This window comes from Burkholderia sp. BCC1972, assembly GCF_905339605.1.
Classification (GTDB): Bacteria; Pseudomonadota; Gammaproteobacteria; order Burkholderiales; family Burkholderiaceae; genus Burkholderia.
This window is the reverse complement of record NZ_CAJPGH010000104.1, coordinates 1-315: the sequence shown is the minus strand read 5'-3', so window position 1 is coordinate 315 and position 315 is coordinate 1. Positions and strand designations below refer to the sequence as shown.

1 protein-coding gene is annotated in these 315 nt (G+C 62.5%); it reads left to right on the top strand.

Annotation, left to right across the window (positions count from 1 at the left end; all coding sequences use genetic code 11):
• The coding region (locus U5798_RS37000) for an IS110 family transposase (protein ID WP_322084895.1) at positions 1–315 on the top strand (315 nt) is incomplete at both ends.

Genomic DNA, 315 nt, shown 5'->3' with positions numbered 1-315 from the left:
GAGGTGAAGCTGATGCCGGGGAAATTCGTGAAGGCGTTCGTGATGGGCAACAAGAACGACGCGGTCGATGCGAAAGCGATCTGGCTTGCCGTGCAGCACGCAGAAAGGTCGGTCGCGGTGAAGACGGAAACGCAACAGGCGGTGCTGGGCCTGCACCGGATGCGCGAGCAACTGGTGAAGTTCCGCACGATGCAGATCAACGGCCTGCGCGGCCTGCTGACCGAGTACGGCGAAGTGATGGGCAAAGGCCGAGCCGCGCTGGACAAAGCGATACCGAGCGTACTGGAGCGACTGGTCGATCGTCTGCCGGCGATC